The sequence below is a fragment of the Apibacter adventoris genome (assembly GCF_002964975.1).
Taxonomy (GTDB): Bacteria; Bacteroidota; Bacteroidia; order Flavobacteriales; family Weeksellaceae; genus Apibacter; species Apibacter adventoris.
Window position 1 is genome coordinate 130,252 of sequence record NZ_PSZM01000043.1, and the last position, 21,643, is coordinate 151,894.

General features: G+C 28.5%; 21 protein-coding genes, 1 tRNA gene and 1 pseudogene. 11 read left to right on the forward strand and 12 right to left on the reverse strand.

What is annotated here, in order from left to right; genetic code table 11:
- Window positions 1-66: 66 nt before the first annotated feature.
- Complete coding sequence (locus C4S77_RS09405) at window positions 67-1,095, forward strand: threonine aldolase family protein (protein WP_105247321.1); 1,029 nt, start codon at window positions 67-69, stop codon at window positions 1,093-1,095.
- Window positions 1,096-1,485: 390 nt separating this feature from the next.
- Here the strand turns inward: C4S77_RS09405 and C4S77_RS09410 are convergent, their stop codons facing one another.
- The 5 genes from C4S77_RS09410 to C4S77_RS09430 form a co-directional block, all read right to left on the reverse strand.
- Entirely contained in the window at window positions 1,486-2,328 is an 843-nt protein-coding gene (locus C4S77_RS09410) for a LexA family transcriptional regulator (protein ID WP_105247322.1), read from the reverse strand.
- Window positions 2,329-2,399: 71 nt separating this feature from the next.
- Entirely contained in the window at window positions 2,400-3,242 is an 843-nt protein-coding gene (locus tag C4S77_RS09415; protein ID WP_105247323.1) for a helix-turn-helix domain-containing protein, read from the reverse strand.
- A 71-nt stretch (window positions 3,243-3,313) separates the two neighbouring features.
- Window positions 3,314-4,156, reverse strand: a complete 843-nt coding sequence (locus tag C4S77_RS09420) for a LexA family transcriptional regulator (RefSeq protein WP_105247324.1) — start codon at window positions 4,154-4,156, stop codon at window positions 3,314-3,316.
- A 73-nt stretch (window positions 4,157-4,229) separates the two neighbouring features.
- Entirely contained in the window at window positions 4,230-5,072 is an 843-nt protein-coding gene (locus C4S77_RS09425) for a S24 family peptidase (protein ID WP_105247325.1), read from the reverse strand.
- A 465-nt stretch (window positions 5,073-5,537) separates the two neighbouring features.
- Window positions 5,538-5,614, reverse strand: a tRNA-Arg gene (locus tag C4S77_RS09430).
- 77 nt (window positions 5,615-5,691) lie between these two features.
- Between C4S77_RS09430 and C4S77_RS09435 the strand changes: the two genes are divergently transcribed.
- A complete protein-coding gene (locus C4S77_RS09435) occupies window positions 5,692-6,738 on the forward strand; it encodes an ABC transporter substrate-binding protein (protein ID WP_105247326.1) in 1,047 nt (348 codons plus the stop codon).
- A gap of 105 nt (window positions 6,739-6,843) precedes the next feature.
- Here the strand turns inward: C4S77_RS09435 and C4S77_RS09440 are convergent, their stop codons facing one another.
- From C4S77_RS09440 to C4S77_RS09455, 4 genes are all read right to left on the reverse strand, one after another.
- The gene (locus C4S77_RS09440; protein ID WP_105247327.1) at window positions 6,844-7,503 is read right to left on the reverse strand and encodes an HAD family hydrolase; all 660 of its coding nucleotides are present in this window, start codon (window positions 7,501-7,503) and stop codon (window positions 6,844-6,846) included.
- A gap of 69 nt (window positions 7,504-7,572) precedes the next feature.
- Window positions 7,573-8,145 (reverse strand): sugar transferase, encoded by a 573-nt coding sequence (locus C4S77_RS09445; RefSeq protein WP_105247328.1) that lies wholly within the window; start codon window positions 8,143-8,145, stop codon window positions 7,573-7,575.
- A gap of 91 nt (window positions 8,146-8,236) precedes the next feature.
- On the reverse strand, window positions 8,237-9,556 hold the full coding sequence (locus C4S77_RS09450; RefSeq protein WP_105193610.1) for an ammonium transporter: 1,320 nt from the start codon (window positions 9,554-9,556) through the stop codon (window positions 8,237-8,239).
- A gap of 126 nt (window positions 9,557-9,682) precedes the next feature.
- A complete protein-coding gene (locus C4S77_RS09455; RefSeq protein WP_105193611.1) occupies window positions 9,683-10,060 on the reverse strand; it encodes a septal ring lytic transglycosylase RlpA family protein in 378 nt (125 codons plus the stop codon).
- Between the two features lie 191 nt (window positions 10,061-10,251).
- Between C4S77_RS09455 and C4S77_RS09460 the strand changes: the two genes are divergently transcribed.
- From C4S77_RS09460 to lysS, 3 genes are all read left to right on the forward strand, one after another.
- On the forward strand, window positions 10,252-11,940 hold the full coding sequence (locus tag C4S77_RS09460) for a hypothetical protein (RefSeq protein WP_105247329.1): 1,689 nt from the start codon (window positions 10,252-10,254) through the stop codon (window positions 11,938-11,940).
- Between the two features lie 134 nt (window positions 11,941-12,074).
- Window positions 12,075-13,121 carry a WG repeat-containing protein gene (locus C4S77_RS09465; protein WP_105247330.1) on the forward strand — a complete coding sequence of 349 codons (1,047 nt, stop codon included), beginning with the start codon at window positions 12,075-12,077 and terminating at the stop codon, window positions 13,119-13,121.
- 54 nt (window positions 13,122-13,175) lie between these two features.
- Window positions 13,176-14,885 (forward strand): lysine--tRNA ligase, encoded by a 1,710-nt coding sequence (gene lysS, locus C4S77_RS09470; RefSeq protein ID WP_105247331.1) that lies wholly within the window; start codon window positions 13,176-13,178, stop codon window positions 14,883-14,885.
- Window positions 14,886-15,057: 172 nt separating this feature from the next.
- On the opposite strand, the gene C4S77_RS09475 is transcribed toward lysS, so the two are convergent.
- The 3 genes from C4S77_RS09475 to C4S77_RS09485 form a co-directional block, all read right to left on the reverse strand.
- Entirely contained in the window at window positions 15,058-16,716 is a 1,659-nt protein-coding gene (locus tag C4S77_RS09475) for a tetratricopeptide repeat protein (RefSeq protein ID WP_146106090.1), read from the reverse strand.
- Between the two features lie 135 nt (window positions 16,717-16,851).
- Window positions 16,852-17,736 carry a PstS family phosphate ABC transporter substrate-binding protein gene (locus C4S77_RS09480; protein WP_105247333.1) on the reverse strand — a complete coding sequence of 295 codons (885 nt, stop codon included), beginning with the start codon at window positions 17,734-17,736 and terminating at the stop codon, window positions 16,852-16,854.
- Window positions 17,729-17,923 carry a C4-dicarboxylate ABC transporter gene (locus C4S77_RS09485; RefSeq protein WP_105193617.1) on the reverse strand — a complete coding sequence of 65 codons (195 nt, stop codon included), beginning with the start codon at window positions 17,921-17,923 and terminating at the stop codon, window positions 17,729-17,731. The genes C4S77_RS09480 and C4S77_RS09485 overlap by 8 nt, the downstream gene beginning before the upstream one ends.
- Before the next feature lie 144 nt (window positions 17,924-18,067).
- Here C4S77_RS09485 and tsaE point away from each other — a divergent pair, with 144 nt between their 5' ends.
- The 6 genes and pseudogenes from tsaE to C4S77_RS09515 all read left to right on the forward strand — a co-directional run.
- A complete protein-coding gene (gene tsaE, locus C4S77_RS09490) occupies window positions 18,068-18,469 on the forward strand; it encodes a tRNA (adenosine(37)-N6)-threonylcarbamoyltransferase complex ATPase subunit type 1 TsaE (protein WP_105193618.1) in 402 nt (133 codons plus the stop codon).
- Window positions 18,470-19,663, forward strand: a complete 1,194-nt coding sequence (locus tag C4S77_RS09495) for an alanine dehydrogenase (RefSeq protein WP_105247334.1) — start codon at window positions 18,470-18,472, stop codon at window positions 19,661-19,663.
- Window position 19,664: 1 nt separating this feature from the next.
- Window positions 19,665-20,024 carry a hypothetical protein gene (locus C4S77_RS09500; RefSeq protein WP_146106091.1) on the forward strand — a complete coding sequence of 120 codons (360 nt, stop codon included), beginning with the start codon at window positions 19,665-19,667 and terminating at the stop codon, window positions 20,022-20,024.
- Between the two features lie 339 nt (window positions 20,025-20,363).
- A complete protein-coding gene (tssD, locus tag C4S77_RS09505; protein WP_105193621.1) occupies window positions 20,364-20,750 on the forward strand; it encodes a type VI secretion system tube protein TssD in 387 nt (128 codons plus the stop codon).
- 132 nt (window positions 20,751-20,882) lie between these two features.
- Entirely contained in the window at window positions 20,883-21,278 is a 396-nt protein-coding gene (tssD, locus tag C4S77_RS09510) for a type VI secretion system tube protein TssD (protein WP_105193622.1), read from the forward strand.
- A gap of 96 nt (window positions 21,279-21,374) precedes the next feature.
- Window positions 21,375-21,643 (forward strand): annotated as a pseudogene (locus C4S77_RS09515) (hypothetical protein); the annotation flags it as partial.

The window sequence follows — 21,643 nt, forward strand, 5'->3', positions numbered from 1 at the left end:
TATTATAAGTAAATAAATCAATAATTTTACTTTAAATAAATAAAGATAAAAAATCAAAGTTAAATAATGACTTATAATTTCACCAATGATTATAGTGAAGGTTGTCATCCTTCTATATTAAATGCTCTAATAAATAGTAATTTAGAACAACAAAACGGATATGGCGAAGATTTTTATACCCAAAAAGCAATTACTATAATTCAAGATAAAATCGAGGATAAAAATGCAGATATAAACTTAGTAGCAGGAGGCACTCAAGCAAATTTATTAGTTCTTTCTTCTATTCTCAGACCATATGAATCTGTAATTTCTGCAGAAACTGGTCATATAAACTCACACGAAACCGGAGCTGTTGAAGCTACAGGACATAAAATAGAGACTGTTTATTCTAGCAATGGAAAATTATCTCCGGATAAAATTATTCCTATTTTAAAAAGATCCTCTAATTATCATTCTGTAAGACCCAGAGCGGTATATATATCTAACTCTACTGAATTAGGAACTATTTATAATAAAGAGGAGTTGACGGATCTATATAAATTTTGTAAAAAAAATGATTTATTTTTATATCTTGATGGAGCTCGTTTAGCTTCTGCTCTAAGTGCTCCTTCTAACAATATGAGTATAAAAGATATTGCTGAATTAACTGATATTTTTTATTTAGGGGGCACTAAATGCGGGGCCCTAATAGGAGAAGCTATTATAACCACAAATAATAGTTTAAAGGAAAATTTTAAATATAATCAAAAATTAAGAGGAGCTTTATTAGCCAAAGGAAGAGTATTGGGAATACAGTTTTTTCAGCTCCTTCAAAATAATTTGATTTTCAAACTCGCAGATCATTCGAACTTAATGGCTTTAAAAATAACCAAAGCCCTTGAATCCTTAGGATATTCATTTTTAGCTCAATCAGACACCAATCAAATTTTCCCTATTTTTCCAAATAATATAATTCAAATTCTTAAAAAGGAGTATGAATTTACTATATGGAAATCCATAGCTCCTGATCTTTTTGCAATAAGACTTGTAACTTCCTGGGCAACTCCTGAAAAAGTTGTAGATAAGTTTATTGATGATTTAAAGAAAATATCTTAATATATAGAAAGGAGCTATAATTAAACTAAGTTATAGTTCTTTTTTTGAGTGAATATGGAAGGAGTAAACTCACCTCCTCCTCAGAGCTGAAAAATACAATCAAGCAAACGATACATATAATTACCTATCATACAATGGTTTCCGTTTTTAAAATATAGTTAATTAGATTAATATTTGATTAAAAATACATTTTGTTTTTTAAACCTATATTTATCATAAAACTTTTTTTTAAACTTTATTTTGCCAATGGATTTAAGGAAATCGATAAGTTCCAATATTCTTTTATCAGAAATAAACACTTTTATTTATTTTCTTGTAACTGTTCTTTGATTTGATCTATAAGTTTCATTATTTCACTATTTTTTCATAAGAACATTTTTTATATTTTTATTATATTAATTCTCTTTTTATAACTCCTTTTATTGAATATACACTCATAATTAAATCTAAAGAAAACTCTTTAGGAGCGTAATGCTTGTTTTCAGAAATTAATAAAATATGGTCATGACCTTTCCCTTTATCTATATATTTAATATAGGTGTCTCCGTTTTTAAAAACTACAACATAAGGAAATCCATAATTAATATATTGGAATTCAATATTTTTTATAGCTATGATTTCACCCGAATTATATTTGGGATACATTGAATCGCCATATACATCGATAAAAATCAAATCAGAACCCCAGCCGGGAATAGAAATGGGTATTTTATGATTTTCGGTATTTTCTAATTTCATATTAAGCCCTGAGCTGGCTGAAACATCCGGAAAATAATACCCCGAAATAATAGGTGGTTCTAAAGAGCCGGTTGATTTCTCGTTATTGGCAGGTTCATTTCCTTTTCCTGTTAATAACCAATTTATATCAATATTAGGTAATTTTTCTTTTATTAAATCTTTGTCAAAAGAATTGCTTTCTTTCCAAATATAGAGTGTTTCTATGGATATACCCAGATATTCGGTAAGTTGCATGTCATGAGTAAAATTCAAGTGTTTTTTTAACCGATCTATAATATCTTTAACATGATATTTAAACATAGACCCCTCGCCTGTTAATAGCCATTCAGTATTAAGATCTGGATAATTCAAAGAAATGCTTTTAATTTTGTCTGGTTGGATTGATTTCCTCATAGATGTAATATAAGCATTAGAGACCCCTATAGTTCTCCCAAATTCACTTTTAGAGATTTTTTCGTATTTTAAATATTCTATAAGTCTTTCTTTTACAGTCATTTATATTTAATTTTTTAAAATTATTTAGAAAATATTCTGTAATTTTCATAAGAACATTTTTTATATTTTTATTATAATAATTCTCTTTTTATAACTCCTTTTATTGAATATACACTCATAATTAAATCTAAAGAAAACTCTTTAGGTGCGTAATGCTTGTTTTCAGAAATTAATAAAATATGGTCATGACCTTTCCCTTTATCTATATATTTAATATAGGTGTCTCCGTTTTTAAAAACGACAACATAAGGAAATCCATAATTGATATATTGGAATTCTATATTTTTTATAGCTATGATTTCCCCCGAATTATATTTGGGATACATTGAATCGCCATATACATTTATAAAAATCAAATCAGAACCCCAGCCGGGAATAGAAATGGGGATTTTTTGATTTTCGGCATTTTCTAATTTCATATTAAGCCCTGCGCTGGCAGAAACATCCGGGAAATAATACCCCGAAATGGTAGTTAAATCTAAAGAACCGGTTGATTTCTCTTTATTGACAGGTTCATTGCCTTTTCCTGTTAATAACCAATTTATATCAATATTAGGTAATTTTTCTTTTATTAAATCTTTGTCAAATGAATTGTTTTCTTTCCATATAAATAGTGTTTCTATGGATATTCCCAGATATTCGGTAAGTTGAATGTCATGAGTAAAATTCAAGTGTTTTTTTAACCGATCTATAATATCTTTAACATGATATTTAAGCATAGACCCCTCGCCTGTTAATAGCCATTCAATATTTATGTCTGGGAAATGTAAAGAAATGCTTTCTAATTTATCAGGTTGTATAGACTTCCTCATAGATGTAATATAAGCACTTGATACCCCTATTATGTTGCAAAAATTTCTTATAGATATATTTTTATAACTCACAAACTTTTTAAGCCTATCTTTTACAGACATTTATATTTATTTTTTTAAAACTATTTAGAAAATATTCTGTAATTTACATAAGAACATTTTTTATATTTTTATTATATTAATTCTCTTTTTATAACTCCTTTTATTGAATATACACTCATAATTAAATCTAAAGAAAACTCTTTAGGAGCGTAATGCTTGTTTTCAGAAATTAATAAAATATGGTCATGATCTTTCCCCTTTTTTATATATTTAATATAGGTGTCTCCGTTTTTAAAAACGACAACATAAGGAAATCCATAATTGATATATTGGAATTCTATATTTTTTATAGCTATGATTTCCCCTGAATTATATTTGGGGTACATTGAATCGCCATATACATTTATAAAAATCAAATCTGAACCCCAACCGGGAATAGAAATGGGGATTTTTTGATTTTCGGTATTTTCTAATTTCATATTAAGCCCTGCGCTGGCTGAAACATCCGGGAAATAATACCCCGAAATGGTAGTTAAATCTAAAGAGCCGGCTGATTTCTCTTTATTGACAGGTTCATTTCTTTTTCCTGTTAATAGCCAGTTTATATCAATATTAGGTAATTTTTCTTTTATTAAATCTTTGTCAAAAGAATTGCTTTCTTTCCATATATATAGTGTTTCTATGGATATTCCCAGATATTCGGTAAGTTGCATGTTATGAGTAAAATTCAAGTGTTTTTTTAACCGATCTATAATATCTTTAACATGATATTTAAGCATAGATCCCTCGCCTGTCATCAACCATCCAGTATTAAAATCGGGATAATTTACTGCAATGCTATGTGTAACTTTTGGTTGAATTGATTTTCTAATATTTGAAATATAATTTTCAGACATCCCAATAGATAAGCTGAATGCTCTATTTGATACATTTTTATACTTTAAGTACTCTACAAGTCTTTCTTTTACAGACATTTATATTTATTTTTTTTTTAAATTATTTAGAAAATATTCTGTAATTTTCATAAGAACATTTTTTATATTTTTATTATATTAATTCTCTTTTTATAACCCCTTTTATTGAATATACACTCATAATTAAATCTAAAGAAATTTCTTTAGGATCATAAAACTTGTTTTCAGAAATTAATAAAATATGGTCATGATCTTTCCCCTTTTTTATATATTTAATATAGGTGTCTCCGTTTTTAAAAACTACAACATAAGGAAATCCATAATTAATATATTGGAATTCAATATTTTTTATAGCTATGATTTCACCTGAATTATATTTGGGATACATTGAATCACCATATACATTTATAAAAATCAAATCTGAACCCCAGCCGGGAATAGAAATGGGTATTTTATGATTTTCGGCATTTTCTAATTTCATATTAAGCCCTGCGCTGACTGAAACATCCGGGAAATAATACCCCGAAATGGTAGTTAAATTTAAAGAGCCGGTTGATTTTTCATTATTGACAGGTTCATTGCCTTTTCCTGTTAATAACCAATTTGTATCAATATTAGGTAGTTTTTCTTTTATTAAATCTTTGTCAAATGAATTGCTTTCTTTCCATATATATAGTGTTTCTATGGATATTCCCAGATATTCGGTAAGTTGCATGTCATGAGTAAAATTCAAGTGTTTTTTTAACCGATCTATAATATCTTTAACATGATATTTAAGCATAGACCCCTCGCCTGTTAATAGCCATTGTTGATTTAAATCTGGAAAAATATCGATTATTCTCTGTAATTTATCAGCGCCAATACTCTTAAATATATTATTTACATAGCCGTTTGAAAAACCTAAAGCCTTTTCAAACTTGTTTTGACTTAGATTTTTATATTCAATGAACGTGATAAGTCTCTCTTTTACAGACATATATAAATTAAATTTAAATTGAAGTAAAAATTTGTTTTACAATAATTATTTAGCGTAAAAAAATTTTTTGCATTTGTGATATAATAATATTGTAACTAAACAAATATAGATAAAATGAACGATAAAATTAAACATATGTACGCTTTACTCAAAACCCAAGGGAAAGATAATGTAAGGGCTATGATCGGAAGAATGTGTAAAAAATCATTTGATTATTTTAAATGTTTCTGATTATTAATAGATATTACTTCTAAAAAATATCAATAAATCATGCTTATTTTTCTACAATTATATTTTCTATCCGGGGTTTTCTAACCTGAGGGGCTTACCCAAATTTCAGAGTATGAGTACCCAAATTTTGTTTCTGTTATCATGTGTAATTTACCTTGCCGTTTTAAGTAATTACACATTTGAAGTGATTTAGTAAAAAGCTCTAAAACCATTTCTATACTAGGCTTTAGAGCTTGGTGACCACGGAAGGAGTCGAACCCTCAACCTTCAGAGCCGTAATCTGACGCTCTATCCAATTGAGCTACGTGGCCTTTTCAATTGGTTTGCAAAAGTACTATTTTTTTCTATTTTTTAAAATAATTTTAAGTATTTTTTCTAATTTTAAAAAATGAAAAAAATACTATGCTTCTTATTTCTCATTTTAATCTTACTTTCATGTAAACAAAAAAACAACTTTTTTGCTCCTTCAAAAAATGAATATGCTACTAACTTTTTTATAATAGAAAATAATAGACAACTACATATAACCTCTGCAGGAGATTCTATTTCTTTTCCGAGAAACACGAAAATTTCTCGATGTATTATTACAACATGTTCCGCTTCTGCCTATCTAGATGCTATAGGTAAATTTAACTGTATTGTGGGAGTTAGTTCTCCTGAATATTTTTTCAATTCTAAAATTGAAAAAGGAATATCCAATCATACTATCGAAAATATTGGAAATGATGGTACTTTAAATTTTGAAAAAATTATTTCTTTAAAACCGGACTTAATAATCACTACACACAATCCTAATTATGAAAGAATTTTAAATCAATTAGCCAAGCATGGTATTAAAATTATTTACATAGAAGAATACATGGAATTGCATCCTTTAGGAAAAACTGAATATATTAAACTATTTGGTACTTTATTTGGAGAAATTGAAAAAGCTGATAGCATTTATCTTTCTGTCAAAAAAAATTATATAAAACTAAAGAAAAAAGCTCTTTCTACTAAAGAACAGCCTACAATTTTTACGAATATAATGTATGGAGATGCTTGGTATATGGCTGGAGGAAAAAGTTTTGTATCTACGTTATTTAAAGATGCCGGCGGGGATTATTTATGGAAAAATAATAGTAACACCGGAACTGTTATTTTAAATTTTGAAGAAGTTTTTAGTAAAGCGAAACATGCTGATTATTGGATTGGAGCAAGTAATTTTAATTCTAAAAATGAACTTATAAACTCTAGCTATCAGTATACAGAATTTGATGCTTATAAAAAAGATCAAATCTATGCTATGAACAAAAGAGAAAATAAAACCAAGGCAAATGATTACTTTGAATCAGGAAATATATTTGCTGACCGAACACTTTCTGATATTATTAAAATTCTACACCCTGAATTATTGCCTGACTATGAGCTCTCTTATTTAAGAAAATTAAAATAAGTCTCCTACTCTATAATGATCATTTTATGTTATAAAAATGATCATTATAAATTTAATACATATCAATCTTAGTTCTTTCTTTATTTTTACAAGTTATAATCCAAATTATTTTTGTAAGGCAAGTTGTACAATTTCGGAAGGATCTTCCACTATATATTCTGCTCCATTTTCCAGCAATTCTTCTTTAGATCGAAACCCCCAAAGAACACCGATTCCTTTTATTCCGGAATTTACACAAGTTTGCATATCAGCCCCAGAATCTCCTGCATATAAGATTTCATTTTTATTTGTTATACCGGCTTCTCTCATAACATCATACACTATCTGAGGGTCCGGTTTTACAGGAATTCCCTCTCTTTGTCCAAGTACTGAAGCAAATTGAATATCTGGAAAGAATTTTTGTACCAGTGATTGTGTTCCTTCAATAAATTTATTAGATGCTACCGCTAACTTTATTTGTTTTGATTCTAATTCTTTCAACATTTTCATAATACCCGGATAAGGAGCTGTTTCATCCTCAGAATGTTTGCTATAATATTCAACAAATTGTTTTCTCAATTTTTCGACAAATTCGGGAGCCCTTTGAGTTTCAGGCAAAGCTCTTTCTATTAATTTACTTACTCCATTTCCTACAAAAAAACGATATGCTTGTAAAGGATGAGTAGGAAAACCATGCTGCTCTAATATATAATTGCAAGATTTGCCTAAATCGTTTATAGTATTTAATAATGTTCCGTCTAAATCAAAAATAATTAGTTTTATCATTTTTAAATCTTTTTTACAAAGATAACCATGATTTTTAGAACCTCTTTAATAAAATACAATACTTTTAAATTAAAAAACCGTTTTAAATAAATAAATCATATCTTTTTTTAAAGACCAGTTTTTTATATATTTTTTATTAATTTCTATTTTATCCTTCCAAATTATTTCTTTATTATAAAATTCAGGATCATCTACTTGTGATAATATTTCCTCCTCATTTCTATATTTCAATTGGGCCGGACCCGTGATTCCCGGCTTTACAGACAGAATTATCTTATCTTCTCCTTTCAATTTATCTGCAAAACCAACTATATCCGGTCTTGGCCCTACCCAAGACATATCTCCTTTTAATATATTGATTAACTGAGGGATTTCATCTATTTTATATTTCCTTAAAAATTTGCCTAATTTTGTAATATTCATTTTCTGAGTGGTAACAGAAGATGTATAAGTTCCTTTCATAGTTCGAAATTTATAAATAGAAAATATCTTCGCATTTTCACCTACTCTTTTTTGAATAAATATTCCATTTTTTCCTGTATTGATAGAAACTAAAATAAATAATAGAATTAAAGGTAGTATTAAAATAATCAATAAGGTAAAAGCCAAGCTATAATCCATAAATATTTTAATACCCTTCATAAATATAAACTTATTTTACAAAAATACTAAAATAAAAAAAGGATCTTATATAACCCTTTTTTATATTTATATTAAAAGTAAATTATTTATTTTACATTTTTTCTCCATGTTGGGAAAGATCTAAACCTAATTCCTCTTTTTCTGGATCTACCCTGAGTGGAGTAATTTTATTTACAATATATAATAAAAGTAAGGTACCTAAAAATGCAAATAAAGATACTCCTATCATAGCGATTAGATGATGTGTAAAGAGTGTTGTCTCTCCATAATATAATCCATTACCCGGAACTATTTCGTTAATTGATTTATCGGCAAATACTCCGGTAAGTAACATTCCTACCATACCACCTACACCATGACAAGGAAAAACGTCTAACGTATCATCTACTCCTATTTTATGAAAAAGTTGAACCATATAGAAACTTACAACACTGGCTACCAATCCTATAAAAAAAGAATGTCCTAATGATACATAACCTGCAGAGGGTGTAATACCAACCAAACCCACTACAGCCCCAACACAAACTCCAATAGAGGTTAATTTTTTCCCATTTATTTTTTCTAAAAATCCCCAGCATAATGCTGATACAGCAGAAGCTGCGGTAGTATTAGCAAAGGCTAATACGGCCAATTCATTTGCTGCAAAAGATGATCCTGCATTGAAACCAAACCAACCTATCCATAATAAACTGGCTCCTAATATTACATAAGGAACTTTTCCAGCTGTTAAAGATATATCTCTTCTTTTTTTTAAAAATACGGCACCTGCTAAAGCAGCCCAACCGGAACTCATATGTACTACTGTACCTCCTGCAAAATCTAAAACGCCATATTTTGCCAAAATACCTTCCGGGTGCCAAGTGGCATGGGCTAATGGGGAATAGATAAAAATAGAAAATAAAATAATAAACAACAAATATCCCCAGAAACGAATACGTTCTGCCACCCCTCCTGAGATTAATGCCGGAGTGATAATGGCAAATTTCAGTTGAAATAAAGCAAATAATAAAATAGGTATAGTAGGCGCTCCTATCCATGCTGTAGTCGTACCAATGCCTTGCATAAATAAATGGGGTACGGGATTACCTATAATTCCGAAAACATCAGGACCAAAAGCTAATCCAAAACCAAATATAAACCAAATGACCGTAATCGTCACCATTGCTATAAAACTCTGAAATATTGTACTAATTATATTTTTACTATTAACCATACCTCCGTAAAAAAAACCAACCCCCGGAGTCATTAGAAATACAAGTACAGATGCTACTAAAATCCAAGCAACATCTGCATAATTAAATGTTACACCGGTTGCCACGGCTTTAGAGGCACTTTCAGAAAATAAACAGTTTGAAAAAAGACTTAATAAACCAATAATTACTAATACCAGAATTAAAATTGTTTTACGCATATGTTTTTTTATATAGAACAAAATTATATTATTTTATACAATAAAACAAAAATACCCTAAAAAAATAGTAGGGTATATATAATTTATTCGTAAAAAAAACAAAACTACATCAAAACAACAAAGGGTTTATCTTAATATTTTATATTTTACATTGATTACCCCATCGTCTAATGAAGAAATTCTTTTAAAAGCTTTTCTACTTAAATCAAAATCGCGACCTTTCACAAAAGGTCCTCTATCTGTTATCCTTACCACTACTTTTCTTTTAGTTGCCGGATTAACTATTTCTACCCTAGTTCCAAATGGCAAAGTTTTGTGTGCCGCAGTAAGTTTATGCATATTGTAAATTTCTCCACTCGCTGTTGCTTTCCCATTAAATTTCTTTCCATACCAACTAACTGTTGCATTTCTATATCCTTTACCTGAATTTATATTCTCAACAGTACATGAAGTTATAGTACTAAAAAACATAAGTAATACAATAATAATTTTTCCTAGTTTCATAATTAATAATATTAAATAACGCAATAAAGTTAATTATATATAATAAAAGAATAATATATATAAAAAAATTACTCTAAAAATATATTTTATATAATTATTATTTTATAATTTTATTTTTTAGTTTAAATAGATATAACTAAAATTATAATTATTTTAATAACACATGTATAACCCTACTAATAACATTTTTTATGAAAAAATTTTATTTATTTATTTCTACTGTCTTAATAATGATATTATTTTCTTGCTCAGACGATTTAAATAATAGTTCATTAAATGAAGATGTAACTCCAAGCAGAGCTATTAATAAAAAAGGATATGCTGACGGAGTAAATTATTCTTTAAATAATTTAAAAGTAAATCCTGACTTAGTCAAAATTTCACAAGAAAATGTAACAATTAAAAGTTCTGAGGATAAAATGAAAAACGGAATTTTTAATTTTGAAATTCTGTCTAATGAAATTAAAGAAAAATTGATCGTTGGTAATGTATTATATTTTAAAACTGAAAATAATACTTACTTAAGAAAAATTAAAACAGTTTCAAACAATGGTAATTCCTATTTTTTAGAAACTTCAGAAGCTTATTTAGGTGATTTATTTAGCAGTGGTACAATTGAGTTTTCTGTTAATACCCAACAAGCTGAAAAAGCAATTAAATCAAAATCCAATTCTTTGGTAGCCTTAGGTGAAAATTATGATAAAAACTTTACCTTTAATATCATAAATCTCATTAAAGAATATAGCTATGAGGGAATGGTGTTTAATCCTAATACTTCTATTAGTTCCACTTTCAATATTAAAATAGGATTTGGAAATTCACAAAATTTACCTAATGAAGTAATTGCATATATAGAATTTAACACAATTATAAATCCATATTTTAAATTTGATGGTAATTTTAATAAAAAGATAAATCATAATTTTATTGAAGAAGTTCCAACAAATCTATTGGATCAATTAAAGAAAATTGAATTAGATATTACAATTCCTGCGGGCGATATTTTAGGAGATATCCCGGCTAAAATTAGTATCGATGAAATTAATTTTCCTGTTGAAATTGAAGCAAATATTGCTAAAAATTCAAATTTGGAATTAAATGTTGCAGGAAAATTGAAGGTTGGATTTGCATATTATAATGGTATTCCAAATAAAAAAAGTCATATTATATATGAAAACTCAATGAAGAATTTATCTGTAGCCAAATCTAATCTTACAGGAGAAATTATTTCTGATATGGGAATTTCAATTATACCAAAAATTACCTTACTTAACACAAATTTACTCCATGTTAATGGTAATATTAATTTAGGTTTAAAATCTCTTTCAATTGGAAATGGAGGATTAAATAACGAATCAGAATTTTTAACTAAAGGAGAATTTTATTCCTTAGGAAAATTTTCAGTTAATAGCTTAGGCGTTTCTATTTATACTACCGAATTATTTAAAAACAATAAAGAATTATGGAATATAGGGCATTTAACTCAAACTTTTACCTTATCTAATTTTAGATATTATAAAAATTCACCCATTCCTTGTTCTGGTTTAAATTCCTATAGTTTTAATGTTGCTTTAGACTATAAATATCCAATTCCCGGAAAAATTATAACAGACAACTTAGAAATAACCTATGATGTATATGCAGATAATGGTAGTGTTTTAGAGAAAGAAAAAACTATTAAAATATCGCCATCTAACATAAGTTTAAAAGAATTCAATTTTAACCTATGCATTCCATTCCGTAGAATCAATATTTATAAAACCGCTAAAACCAGTTATCTTAAAAATATAAAAATAAAAGATGCTAATGGATATGTTGCTCTTGGAATTATTGATCCTATTCTAGGAACTCCTTATACTCAAATTCCAATATCACGTTAATTTCTTAATGTACAAATAAAAAAAGAATCGGATAAATTATTCCGATTCTTTTTTTATTATTTTAATTTGTTAATAATTATATATTTTTGTAACTTTTTATTTACGTTTTGTTATAAATTTCTTATGTGCTATTTATGAGAAGATTACTTACACTATTTTTCTTTCCGTTTTTTTTAATATTTCACACTCAAAGTTTAAATATCTCTGTTATTTACGATTCTGAATTAAAAAAATATGGCCTTAAAAGTTCAGATTGTATTCAGTTAATTAATCCTGAGTGGAACGTTCTTCAGGCTATTAACACATATTTTTATTATGGAAGAAAAGATACAGAAGGTAATTATTTTTACAGATATGACAGACTTAACAATCATTTAATTCGTATAAATTACTTAATACTTGACTCTACCCTTTATCATAACCAATTTGTTATTATTCAAAGTTTTCCTTATGGTCCTAAAGGAGTTATGAATATATATGGAAAAGAAATTCTTCCCACATTTTATAATAATATATGGATAAAAGATAAATATATTTTAAGCGAATTACATAATAAAATAACCATACATACCTTAGATGGACAGAAATTATTTCCACAATCCTTCAATTATGTAGATATAAAAAATGGTTTTATATACGTAAAAATGGAAGATAAAAGATTTGAAAATAATGAAAAATTTATGGTTTATAATAATAATGGAGATTCATTAACTAAAGATAATTGGACTATTGTCGGTCAATTTGGAAAAGACCATCTTTTATTAATTAAAACCTTAGATCATAAACTATTTTATATAAATGAGTCTGGTGAAATTCAAATAAAACCTAATAAAAAATTAAATTACGAAGCCCCTTTCTCTAACGGATACTCTTTGGTTTCTACTAAAAATACACCTAAGAAATATGGTTTTATAGATACCTCAGGGGAAATTATTATTCCTTTAGAATATGATAATGCCGGGCCTTTTCAAAAAAATTATGCTTTTGTTGAAAAACATAAAGATGGTAAATTATACCAAGGATTGATAGACAATCACAACAAAATGATTAAAATTTTCTCATCTCCTGTAATTAGTAGATCTACCTATTATGATAGTAATAAAATTACTTATTATTTGTCCAATCACGAAACATATGATGCTGATGGAAATTATATAGAAGACACTAATTTAATTAAATAAACAGATTAGCAAGATACAAGATTATTCTTAAATTTGCATGACAAAATTGTAAATATGCAACTTTCAGAACAAGAACTAATCCGAAGAGAAAAATTACAAAAGCTTAAAGATGCAGGGATAGAACCTTTTCCTGCTGCTGAATATAAAATCACTCATACTACCCAACAAATAAAAGATAATTTTAAGGAAGGGGAAATAGTTAGTATTGCTGGAAGGCTCATGTCTAACCGTATTCAGGGAAAAGCTGGTTTTTCTGAATTACAAGATAGTAAAGGACGCATACAACTTTATTTTAATAGAGATATTCTTTGTCCTGAAGAGGATAAATTTAAATATAATGACTTTTACAAAAAACTTCTAGATTTAGGAGATTTTATAGGTGTTTCAGGAGAATTATTTATTACTAAAAAAGGAGAGAAAACTATTATGGTAAAAGAATTCTCTCTTTTGTCTAAAGTACTTCGCCCCCTTCCTTTACCTAAAATAGATGAAGAAGGAAAAGTACATGATGCATTTAATGATCCTGAACAAAGATATAGAATGAGGTATGTGGATTTGGTTGTGAACCCTCAAGTTAAAGATATTTTTATAAAAAGAACAAAACTTTTTACAGCTATGAGAAATTTCTTTAATGAAAGAGGGTATTTTGAAGTAGAAACTCCTATTCTTCAATCTATTCCTGGTGGTGCTGCAGCAAGGCCCTTTATTACTCATCATAATGCTCTTAATATTCCTTTATACCTAAGAATAGCTAATGAGTTATATCTAAAAAGACTTATTGTAGGCGGATTTGATGGGGTATATGAATTTTCTAAAAACTTCCGTAACGAGGGAATGGATCGTACTCACAATCCAGAATTTACGGCAATGGAAATTTATATTGCTTATAAAGACTATAATTGGATGATGAATTTTACAGAGCAATTATTGGAGCATTGTGCAATTGCCGTAAATGGAACAACACAAGCCTCTTTTGGTGATCACAAAATAGACTTTAAAGCCCCATATCCGAGAATAACTATGACAGATGCCATAAAAAAATATTGTGGATATGATATTACCGGAAAAACTGAAGAAGAACTAAGACAAGCTGCTAAAGATATGGGTATTGAAGTAGATGAAACTATGGGAAAAGGTAAATTAATTGATGAGATTTTTGGTGAAAAATGTGAAGGTAATTTTATTCAGCCCACTTTTATTACTGATTATCCTGTAGAAATGTCTCCATTAACAAAAAAACACCGATCTGATCCAAATCTTACAGAACGTTTTGAATTGATGGTATGTGGTAAAGAAATAGCCAATGCTTACTCTGAACTGAATGATCCTATAGACCAGAGAGAACGTTTTGAAGAACAATTAAAACTTTCTGAAAAAGGAGATGATGAGGCTATGTTTATAGATCAAGATTTTCTACGTGCTTTGGAATTCGGTATGCCTCCGACTTCAGGTCTAGGAATCGGAATGGATCGTTTAATAATGTTTTTAACAAATAATGCTTCTATTCAGGAAGTTTTATTTTTCCCTCAAATGAAACCTGTACAAAAAAATTCATCTATAAATTTATCAGAAGAAGAAAAAACAATTGTTGAAATATTGAAAAATAATAATTCTAAAATTGATTTAATAGAATTAAAGACTCAAGCTGGTTTAAGTGGGAAAAAATGGGATAAGTCTATGAAAGCTCTTTCTAAATATAATTTAATTAAAGTATATTTAGATGCTCATGAAAATAAAATAGTCGAATTAACTTCTAATGATTAATAAAAAGCAATAGAAGAACATCTTTCTTCCATTTATGCTAATTTAAATTCATACAAATTTATATAGCTTTTTTTCACTTTTGAAATAGTCTATATTTTAATAGTAGATATCATATAAATATTTATAAAAAAGAAACTTACAAGGCAATGTAAGTTTCTTTTTTTATTTGTTTTTATTTTAATTGTTTTTCTAAATTTAAAGCCTCTTCATTTTTAGGATCAATTGCTAAAATTTTATTAACATAATCTTGAGCTTTAACATTATCTCCCTCATGAAAATTTTTATAGGCAAAGAATGAATAAGCTATAGCTAAATAAGCTTTTTCTGTTTCTGAATAAGTATTTTTAGGAGATACCATATCAATATATTTTTGATAAGTTTGAGCAGCTAAACCACTTTTATCTTCCCTATCATAAGCATAAAGAGCCATAGCTTTACCTCCATAAGAAGTTTCCCATGTAGGTATTAATTCAATCAACTTATCCCATGAAGCTATAGATCCCGCATAATCTTTTGCATTATACTGTTCTAATGCTAAATCATACCAAGATTTAGTATCATTAGGATTAGTTGTTACTGCTTTTTTTAATGCTACAATCTTAGGATTATTTTCTGAAGAAGAAGAATTTGCATTAGGATTTATTTTAAGTAATAAATCCTGATAATCAAAATATCTATCGCCTTCTGCTATAGCTTTATTTAAATTAAAAACAGCTTCTTTTTCTAACTTAGTTTTTTCTTCCCCTACAGCTTTTGCAGCTAAAGATGTCTGGATTTTTCCTAAAATACCATAATCTGAGCCTTCCATTTTAGAATTATTAATCGCTTTTAAATAAGAATTCATATCATCATAAGCATTGGAAAAATCAGATTTTTCAACTAATACTAGAGCTCTAACTTTATATTTTAACGGATCAGAAATTTTATCCCAATATTGATTTATAATATTTAAACTTTTATCAAAATCCTTAGCATTAAAAGCTATTCTAGCTAAGTTAAATTGGGTGTTAGCATCATTATTTCCTGTCAACTCCATGTATTTTTGTAAATGGGTAGTTGCATCATTATATTTTTGTGTTCTTAAATCATAATCAACCCAATATTTATAGGTTATTGAGTAATTAGAATCTGCAGTCACCGCATTTGTAAAATTTTCAAGTGCTAACTGGTTGTTTTGTTTAGTTCTAGACCAAAGATTACCAATTAAAGCATATACCTCTGCTTTATTATCTGCTATTTCCAAAGCCCGAGTGTAATTTGTCATTGCTTTTCCCGGATCTAATTTTTCATAATAAGCATTTCCCAAAACTATATAATATTCTGCCTTATCTTTGTTTTTAACCAAATTAAGCAATTTTTCTGAATAATCTATGCTTTTATCTGCATCTATAGATTCCGGTTTATTTTTAAATAAGATATAGGCTTCGGCTATTCTATATATTACTTCTGCATTTCTATATTTACTATCCTTAGCTATTGCATCAAAATCTGCATTGGCAGCAGACTTTTCACCCCGAAATAATTTCACACAGGCTAATCCTATCCTATTTAATTCAGATTTAGGATTTAGAGCTAAACCCTTATTAAAATTTTGAACGGCTAACTCTATGTTAGGTGTCTCATTTTTTAGATAAAAATAACCTAAATAAAAATAATTTTCTTCACTAGGAGATTTAGAAACTAACCCTTCAAAAACTTCTTTTGCTTTATTAAACTGATCATTTCCTAAATATTTTATTCCCTCTTGAATATTTTGCGCATTTAATACACCTGCTAACATTACTGCTGACAAAGTAAATGTGGCTTGAATTGGCTTGATTCTAAAATTCATTATAATCTTATTTTAATTTCTAAGTATTTATTTATATTTTTTCAATTTATATGTTATCTATAAAAATAGATAACTATAACATGTTCCTATCATTTTTTCTATCTGTTTTCATTATAATAGTTATTTTCTAAAATCTTAATTTATTTGTACTCTTCTTTCATATAAAAAGTAAGGTTGTAAACCTGCTCTGGTTACAATTAATTGACCTCTTTGTGAACCTGCAAATCGGGAAAAGCTACTGCCTAATAAAAAACTATTTTCTGAATTTAACAAAAATATTCTTTTTGTAAAAGGATATAGCCCACTTCTTAAATTAGGAATTGAAGGATTTATTACTTGATTATCAAAATTTATTACCGGTATAATTTTAATTTTATTTAAATATTCTTTTACCTTTGGGTCACCTGTGTCGCTCAAAGCATTTAATCCGATTATTCCTATAGATGATTTATTTTTATAAACATAATTAATTACCTGATCTGCATTATTCAATGCTGTTATTTTATAATCTTCACTAATATTTAATTGTAATTTTCTAACTAAAGTATTAAAATTACTTGAATTTCCACCATCAAAAACATATGAATTATCTGAATGTTCTATTGCTTTTTTCAAATCTGAAATACGAATACTATCTATTAAACTCTCTTTCGAAGTAACCAAAACAATGGCATCACAAGCTATTTGTGTAGAAATAAATCTCATCCTTGTCTTAGCAAACAATATTTTACCTTCTTCTTCACTTAAATTCCTACTTACCATTGCCATAGTTATTTTGCCTTGAATAAAATCTGCAATTACCAAATCCTCTACTTCCGGCTTAAAATTTACTTGTGCTTCAGGATAAGAAGACTTAAAAACTTCAACTAAAGCACTTCCTACATTTAAAAATGAAGGGTCTATGCCAATTGTTATTTTTCCTTTTCTATAAGCTTCTTTTTGCTGAATTTCTTTTTGACAGGAATTTACTAAAACAAAAAACAAAACAATCAAATAAAAAAAACCTATTTTTTTAGCCATTTTCTCTTATATACTTAATTGCTCTATAAAACCTAAAACCACCATAGACTATAAATAAAATCCCTAAAATTCTTGCCCATTTAGGTTCTAAATCAATAAAAAACTTATTATATAGGATAATTAAAATACCAATTACAAAATATCCCATTCCTATAATGCCTGATATTGATTTATAATTCAATCGCATCTACTATTTTATTTTAAAAGATTCTATACAACAAAGATAAAAAAATATTTTTTTAGTTATTTTTGTAACTTAATAATAAAGATTTGCCTTATATAAGTTTAAATCTTTTTTCGATAACTTATATGTCTTAAATAACCTTATATTATGGATTTTTGCATACAAACTGTTAATGATCTGGACCTAGCAGCAAAAGAAATCATTCTAAACTCAACTTATAAAATTTTCACTTTACATGGAGATATGGGAGCCGGAAAAACTACTCTTATTAAAGCTTTCGGAAAAATTTTAGGTTCTTATGACAGTATAACCAGCCCTACATTTTCCATTGTAAATGAATATTTATCTAAAAAGGGGAAAATCTTTCATTTTGATCTTTATAGAATAAATGATATTAACGAACTTTTAAACCTTGGAATTGATGAATATATTGATTCCGGAGAATATTGTTTTATAGAATGGCCTGAAATATATGAAAATGATTTGCCTGAACATCATAAAATTTCATTAATTTTGAAAAATCAAACTAGATATTTAACCTTTAGCTAAATGAGCATTTTTACACCATTTTCTGAGGAAGAGTTAATCCCACAAGAGGAGCGTATCGAAGTAATAAAAAAAAGAGGAGAAATAAGTATAGGCATACCCAAAGAAAACCTACTAAATGAAAAACGTATCGCCTTAACTCCTGATGCGGTATCTGTTCTTTCAGCAAATGGAATTAATATTACAATAGAAAATGGAGCCGGACTTGGTGCTCATTTTACAGATAATCAATATTCAGAAGCCGGAGCTAAAATTTCTTATGAAAAAAAAGAAGTATTTTCAAAACCGATTATTTTAAAAACTGAACCTCCTACCCTTAATGAAATAGAATTAATGAATCCTGATTCATATCTTATTTCAGCAGTTCAAATTAATACACAAAGTAAAGAATACTTTGAAAAACTATCTTCAAAAAAAATTACTGCTTTAGGATTTGAATATATTAGAGACAGACATAATCAACTCTCACTGATACGACTGATAGGTGAAATAGCAGGAACTTGTTCCATCCTTATTGCCTCAGAGCTTCTTTCCTCCTCACACGGGGGTAACGGTTTGTTAATGGGAGGAATAACAGGAGTACGCCCAACCAATGTAGTAATTATTGGAGCAGGAACCGTAGGTGAAAACGCAGCTCGTTCTGCCCTGGGTTTAGGTGCCTCCATAAAAGTATTTGATCATTCTTTAACCAAACTCAGACATTTACAAGAAGTAATAGGAAGAAAAATATTTACTTCTACTCTTGATCCAAAAGAACTGGAAAAATCACTAAGACGATGCGATGTAGCTATAGGTTGCCTTAAAGGGGAAATGCGCGCCCCTATTCTAGTTACTGAGTCAATGGTGGAAAAAATGAAACCAGGAGCAGTGATTATTGATATTAGCATTGACAATGGCGGAATTTTTGAAACTTCTGAAATATGCCTTTGTGACAAACCTTTCATAAAAAATGGCGTTATACACTATTGTGTACCAAATATTACTTCTCGTGTAGCTAGAACTGCATCCAAAGCACTTAGTAATTTTTTTTTAAGTTATTTCCTGGATGTTATCAACCAAGGAGGATTTGAAACTTTATTTTCAAGAAATCGAGGCATATGCAAGGGTATATACATGTATAAAGGAAGAATTACCAATTCTCAAATTGCTAATTGGTATGGATTACCTTATCAAGATATTAATCTTTTAATTATATAACATGAGTTTTTCCCAAAGATTACGTTATTATCTATTAGGGTTAGGTATGGGGCTCGTGTTCCTTCTATTTATTTTTGGAAACAAACTATTTTCATGGTCTTACTTGCCAAATGAAAGAGTTTTAGCTGAAATTAAAACAAAAAAAATTAAGTTTTCCCCTCAAAGTCTTACTTACATAAACAATCATAAAATATCTAAAAATTTCATTTTAGATACAGCCCTAGTAAAAGGAAAAATCAATTTTAAGGAAAGCAAAGCCCAAGAAGTTCCCTGCCCAAGATATACTCTATATTATGGATCCCTTAAAATTAAATTTACCAAATGTAAAACGTGGGTAACTGTTGATTCCATTGATCACTAAAAAAATTACTACGTCATTATTTATTTAATAACTATCTCCATTTTATCTACTTAAAACACAACCTACTTTAATTTACTTACAACCATCTTGATAGGTTTTTCATATTTAATTATAAATTAAATTAATTCAGTCATTTATAAATTATAATAATGAGATAATTTAGTATTTGTAAGGCTATACCATAAAAAGTCTACCTCGTAATTCATAAGATAATAAATTTAACATAATTTTAACATAAAATTAACATTGCGTATAAAATAAGATAAAGGTGAATTTATATATTTGCTATATAAATATGTAGTCAATAAAATAATAATTACTAAATAAAAAATTAATATTATGTCATTTAAAGCAAAACTAGAAGTAGCGGGAAAGAAATACAATGTTCTAAACGTGAATTATTCCTTAGCCCAAGAAACAGATCCTACAGGAAGACCCTCCTCTCAAACCCGAGGAGGTCGAATAGAAGTCACTGTAGAATCAACCGGAGAGACCGATATCTTTGAGTGGATGACCAATAGCTTTGAGCGTAAAGACGGAAAAGTAATCTTTATCAAAAGAGATTCCGATGCAACCTTAAAAGAATTGGACTTCACCGATGGGTATGTAGTCAAATACAAAGAGAATTTTGATTCCAACGGCACCAATCCATTAACAGAGACCTTTACGATTTCAGCTAAGACCATCAAGATGGGAACCGGCGAACATGTAAACGAATGGGTATAAAATTCTCTATCCCCATAAGAAAAAACATCTCTTAAGCAAAGAGAATGAAAAAAAAGGGGAAGCAGTAGCTTCTCCTTTTTTCAAATTTATCCCTATTATAAAAACAAACACTTATCAAAAATAACTTATAAAATGTCTTCATTTTTAGCCAAATTAGAAATGGAAGGATCTGTATATACAGTACTTCATTGCCACTACAGCTTTCAAAAAAACATAGATTCCTCAGGCAAACCCCAGGGAGCAACCCGCGGAGGATACCTGGATTTAACCTTGGAAAGTAACGGGAATTCAGTTTTCATAGACTGGATGCTATCACAAAATAAGACCAAAGACGGAGTCATTATCTTTTACCGTCGCGATGCGATGAGTAAACTACAGGAAGTAAAATTTGAGAAAAGCTACTGCATCTCTTTCGAAGAAGAATTTGATGCCACAGATAACCAGCCGATGCGTATACGCTTACAATTATGTTCCAAGAAGCTGAGTATAGCCAATATCAGCTATGAGAACAGTTGGAAACTGGGCTGAGCAAAATAACCCCAGGGAGAGGGTCAGGGTATATTTTTAAAAACCAATAAAAAAGGAGGAAAAGCCAAGTCCTTTCCCGAATTAAAACCCTAATATATGAGCATAATAGAAGATCCGAATAAAAAGGCACCTCAGGTAGACCTGAGTAAACTCACAGAAAAGCTACAACAATCTGCCCTTGACTCAGCCGAGACGAAACTGGATCAAGCCACCCAAGGCATCCGAGAAGAGGTAAAAAAAGTACAGGAAACAGCCACCCGGGTACAAAACAAACTAACCCGGGTAAACGAAGAACTTAGCCCGATAAAAGGCAACACCTTTGAAATCATCCCCCCGGAAGTATTGGAAAAACAAAAAGCCTTAAG

What these genes read in the sequence shown, in the direction of transcription:
- C4S77_RS09405 (WP_105247321.1), top strand. Translation starts at nt 67, where the DNA reads ATGACTTATAATTTCACCAATGATTATAGTGAAGGTTGTCATCCTTCT.
- C4S77_RS09410 (WP_105247322.1), bottom strand. Translation starts at nt 2,328, where the DNA reads ATGACTGTAAAAGAAAGACTTATAGAATATTTAAAATACGAAAAAATC.
- C4S77_RS09415 (WP_105247323.1), bottom strand. Translation starts at nt 3,242, where the DNA reads ATGTCTGTAAAAGATAGGCTTAAAAAGTTTGTGAGTTATAAAAATATA.
- C4S77_RS09420 (WP_105247324.1), bottom strand. Translation starts at nt 4,156, where the DNA reads ATGTCTGTAAAAGAAAGACTTGTAGAGTACTTAAAGTATAAAAATGTA.
- C4S77_RS09425 (WP_105247325.1), bottom strand. Translation starts at nt 5,072, where the DNA reads ATGTCTGTAAAAGAGAGACTTATCACGTTCATTGAATATAAAAATCTA.
- C4S77_RS09435 (WP_105247326.1), top strand. Translation starts at nt 5,692, where the DNA reads ATGAAAAAAATACTATGCTTCTTATTTCTCATTTTAATCTTACTTTCA.
- C4S77_RS09440 (WP_105247327.1), bottom strand. Translation starts at nt 7,503, where the DNA reads ATGATAAAACTAATTATTTTTGATTTAGACGGAACATTATTAAATACT.
- C4S77_RS09445 (WP_105247328.1), bottom strand. Translation starts at nt 8,145, where the DNA reads ATGAAGGGTATTAAAATATTTATGGATTATAGCTTGGCTTTTACCTTA.
- C4S77_RS09450 (WP_105193610.1), bottom strand. Translation starts at nt 9,556, where the DNA reads ATGCGTAAAACAATTTTAATTCTGGTATTAGTAATTATTGGTTTATTA.
- C4S77_RS09455 (WP_105193611.1), bottom strand. Translation starts at nt 10,060, where the DNA reads ATGAAACTAGGAAAAATTATTATTGTATTACTTATGTTTTTTAGTACT.
- C4S77_RS09460 (WP_105247329.1), top strand. Translation starts at nt 10,252, where the DNA reads ATGAAAAAATTTTATTTATTTATTTCTACTGTCTTAATAATGATATTA.
- C4S77_RS09465 (WP_105247330.1), top strand. Translation starts at nt 12,075, where the DNA reads ATGAGAAGATTACTTACACTATTTTTCTTTCCGTTTTTTTTAATATTT.
- lysS (WP_105247331.1), top strand. Translation starts at nt 13,176, where the DNA reads ATGCAACTTTCAGAACAAGAACTAATCCGAAGAGAAAAATTACAAAAG.
- C4S77_RS09475 (WP_146106090.1), bottom strand. Translation starts at nt 16,716, where the DNA reads ATGAATTTTAGAATCAAGCCAATTCAAGCCACATTTACTTTGTCAGCA.
- C4S77_RS09480 (WP_105247333.1), bottom strand. Translation starts at nt 17,736, where the DNA reads ATGGCTAAAAAAATAGGTTTTTTTTATTTGATTGTTTTGTTTTTTGTT.
- C4S77_RS09485 (WP_105193617.1), bottom strand. Translation starts at nt 17,923, where the DNA reads ATGCGATTGAATTATAAATCAATATCAGGCATTATAGGAATGGGATAT.
- tsaE (WP_105193618.1), top strand. Translation starts at nt 18,068, where the DNA reads ATGGATTTTTGCATACAAACTGTTAATGATCTGGACCTAGCAGCAAAA.
- C4S77_RS09495 (WP_105247334.1), top strand. Translation starts at nt 18,470, where the DNA reads ATGAGCATTTTTACACCATTTTCTGAGGAAGAGTTAATCCCACAAGAG.
- C4S77_RS09500 (WP_146106091.1), top strand. Translation starts at nt 19,665, where the DNA reads ATGAGTTTTTCCCAAAGATTACGTTATTATCTATTAGGGTTAGGTATG.
- tssD (WP_105193621.1), top strand. Translation starts at nt 20,364, where the DNA reads ATGTCATTTAAAGCAAAACTAGAAGTAGCGGGAAAGAAATACAATGTT.
- tssD (WP_105193622.1), top strand. Translation starts at nt 20,883, where the DNA reads ATGTCTTCATTTTTAGCCAAATTAGAAATGGAAGGATCTGTATATACA.